Here is a 3,253-nt window from a genome sequence, read left to right as displayed (position 1 = left end):
TGGGGTGCAGTTCAGTTTTCAGACGACCTTTTCTTTATTATCTGCCTACCTTATTCGGGACGCATTTGCGGGAACAAAATCACGTCGCGGATGGTTTGCGAATCGGTCAGCAGCATCACCAGGCGGTCGATGCCGATGCCGCAACCGCCTGTCGGCGGCAGGCCGAATTCCATCGCGCGGATGTAGTCGGCATCGTAGTGCATGGCTTCGTCGTCGCCCGCGTCTTTTTGCGCCACTTGCGCTTTGAAGCGTTCGGCTTGGTCTTCGGGGTCGTTCAACTCGGAATAGCCGTTTGCCAGCTCGCGACCGACAACGAACAATTCGAAACGCTCAGTCAGTCCTTGTTTCGTATCCGAAGCGCGTGCCAACGGGGAAACTTCGACCGGGTAATCGACGATGAAGGTCGGGTTCCACAGTTTGCCCTCGGCACAACCTTCAAACAGGGCAAGTTGCAGGCTGCCGATGCCGGGGGACGGCGGCAGGCTTTCGCCGTGTTTGACGATTTCTTTTTTCAGCCACTCCGCATCGTTCAACTGCTCGTCGGTGTAGTGTGGATTGTATTTTTTGATGGCTTCGAGAATGGTCAGGCGTTCAAACGGGCTTTCCAAATCGACTTCTTTGCCGTTGTAGCTGATTTTCGCCGTGCCGTTGACCGTGCGCGATGCGTTGCGGATGATGTCTTCCGCCATCTGCATCATGCGTTCGTAGTCGGAGAAGGCTTCGTAGAATTCAATCATGGTGAATTCGGGGTTGTGGCGCACGGACATGCCTTCGTTGCGGAAGCTGCGGTTGATTTCAAACACGCGCTCCAAACCGCCGACCACCAGGCGTTTCAGATACAGCTCGGGGGCGATGCGCAGGTAGAGCGGGATGTCCAAGGCGTTGTGGTGGGTCACGAACGGTTTTGCCGTCGCGCCGCCGGGAATCGGGTGCATCATCGGGGTTTCGACTTCGAGATAATGCTCGTTCACCATGAAATTGCGCACGGATTGGATGATTTGGCTGCGTTTGATGAAGGTATTGCGCGATTCTTCGTTGGCAATCAAATCGACGTAGCGTTGACGGTATTTGGTTTCCTGATCGCTCAAGCCTTTGTGTTTGTCGGGCAGCGGGCGCAGGGATTTTGACAGCAGGCGGATGTCGGACACGCGCACGGTCAATTCACCGTGGTTGGTTTTGAACAAAGTGCCTTCCGCGCCGACGATGTCGCCCAAGTCCCAATGATTGAAATCGTCCAAAACTTCCTGACTCACGCCTTTGTTGTTCAGATAAAGCTGGATTTGACCGGTTACGTCTTGGATGGTGGCGAAGCTCGCCTTGCCCATTTGGCGTTTGAGCATCATGCGGCCGGCAATTTTGACGGGAACGGCTTGCGGGTCGAGTTCTTCTTTGCTGATTTCGCCGTATCGGGCGTGCAAATCGGCGGCAAAGCTGTTGCGCTTGAAGTCGTTGGGATAGGCAATGCGCTGTTGGCGGATGTTGTGCAGTTTTTCGCGGCGCAGGGCGATGATTTGGTTTTCATCCAACTGCGGCTCGGTTTGCGGATTGTTTTGTTCGCTCATGGTGTTTTCCGGAAAAATAAATCAGGCGCAATCTGTTTCAGACGACCTGATTGAATCACAAAATTTGCGCATATTTTACGCGATGTCGGTGTTTTTTTCTATCCGGCTCAAAAGGTCGTCTGAAAAACATCGGGCAGGGGTTTCCGGTCAATCCGTTTGGCGGGAAAAAGATACCTGAAATCAAGTTTGGAAAAACATTTGGCTTTTTTGCTGTTATACTCATTCCATTTATTTCAAATCAATATCTGAAGATTATGTACTGGTCTATTCCTGATATCCCCGATACCATCGTCGCCCGCAAAAACAGCAAGTGGAATACCCCTTGGGTATGGCTGACGGTATTGGCTTTGCTTTTCATTGCGGCGTTGATTGTTGTGTTGTGGCTGAAAATCAGCCCGTTTTATCTGTTGATACCGGTTGGCGTTTGGGGCGCGGCTTTGCTGTACCGCTTTATCTTGTCGATGAACCGCAGCGCGGCGGCAGATGCTTGGGAAACCGAAAAAGCGAATATCCGCAAAAAATGGACGGATTGGGCGCAAAGAAGCATCGTATTGGTTGATTCACACACCATCCTACCCGAACCCTTGTCGCTGCCGGACGTCATTACCCAAGCCTCAGGCGGACGAAATGCCGATCTTTTTCTGTTTCCGCGTGATGAAGACGAAGACCTGTGGCGCAGCGGCTATCCTTACGTTGCCGAACATTTTTACCAAAAATTGAGCGAATTGGCGGAATATCGACAGCCTGTGACCCTACACATCGATGCGCCGGACGAAGAAGCGTATTTGAACTGGCAGCAGAGATTTGAAGAAATCGCCGAAATGGCGGGTGTCCGCGCGACTATCAAGCCTTTGTCCGATGGCGAAAGTTTGATGGGCGATTGGGTGGAAAACCGTCAATTTGAAGGCATCCATGTGATTTTTTCGGCATGGCTGAACGAAGACGCCTCAGATGCCGAGTTTACAGAAAACGCGACTTGGCTGGCGTTCGCCTCGCCTTATGCCGCCAAACAGAACAAATTGCCCGTCAAAGCGGTTTTGCAGCGTCCGATTACCATCTCCTTGTTCGATGAAACGGCGCAAAACAAATCTTTCCGACACTACGCCGATTACGCTTTGAAAAACCGCACCATCCATGCCGCTTGGTTTGCCGCACCTCCTAAAGATACGCAACAATACGTCGGCAAACTTCGCCAAGCAGGTGTCAGCTGGAACGATAATTTCGACCTGCCCCTGATACACACACCCGAACCGTATACAGGTCAACTTCCGCGAGAAAGCCACTGGCTGACTTTGGGCTTGATGGCTGAAAACAGCGACCAGCAAAACCAATTGTTCGGCTGGCAGAAAGACGGCAATCTCTATATGGGCTGCCTGATTCATCAAAATTCAGTAGCATAAGCCAACTATCTTGTCATGGTACGAAAGGTCGTCTGAAAACTTGAAAGTTGAGTTTTCAGACGACCTTTTATTTAATCCTCGCCAGTTTGTGGCGTGGGCTTTGCCTACGAAATCTATCTTCTAAAAACTGAATTGGATGGTCACGTTTCACTGATTTCGTGGGTAGAACCCACGCTACGGATTGCAGCAACGGCAACTTGCCCCTTCCCCCGTCCGACGGGGGAAGATTAGGATGGGGGTGGTTCTATGGCTTTAGGTCAAATCAAATTCGTAAAGCCCGTAGAACCACCC

General features: G+C 51.6%; 2 protein-coding genes. One reads left to right on the top strand and one right to left on the bottom strand.

What is annotated here, in order from left to right:
• Nucleotides 1-50 precede the first annotated feature (50 nt).
• On the bottom strand, nucleotides 51-1,562 hold the full coding sequence (lysS, locus tag HMPREF2572_RS00605; RefSeq protein WP_070495400.1) for a lysine--tRNA ligase: 1,512 nt from the start codon (nucleotides 1,560-1,562) through the stop codon (nucleotides 51-53).
• Nucleotides 1,563-1,816: 254 nt separating this feature from the next.
• Between lysS and HMPREF2572_RS00600 the strand changes: the two genes are divergently transcribed.
• Entirely contained in the window at nucleotides 1,817-2,962 is a 1,146-nt protein-coding gene (locus HMPREF2572_RS00600) for a hypothetical protein (protein WP_070495398.1), read from the top strand.
• Nucleotides 2,963-3,253 lie beyond the last annotated feature (291 nt).

The organism is Neisseria sp. HMSC064E01 (genome assembly GCF_001808875.1).
Taxonomy (GTDB): Bacteria; Pseudomonadota; Gammaproteobacteria; order Burkholderiales; family Neisseriaceae; genus Neisseria; species Neisseria sicca_A.
This window is presented reverse-complemented; position numbering and strand designations above follow the sequence as displayed.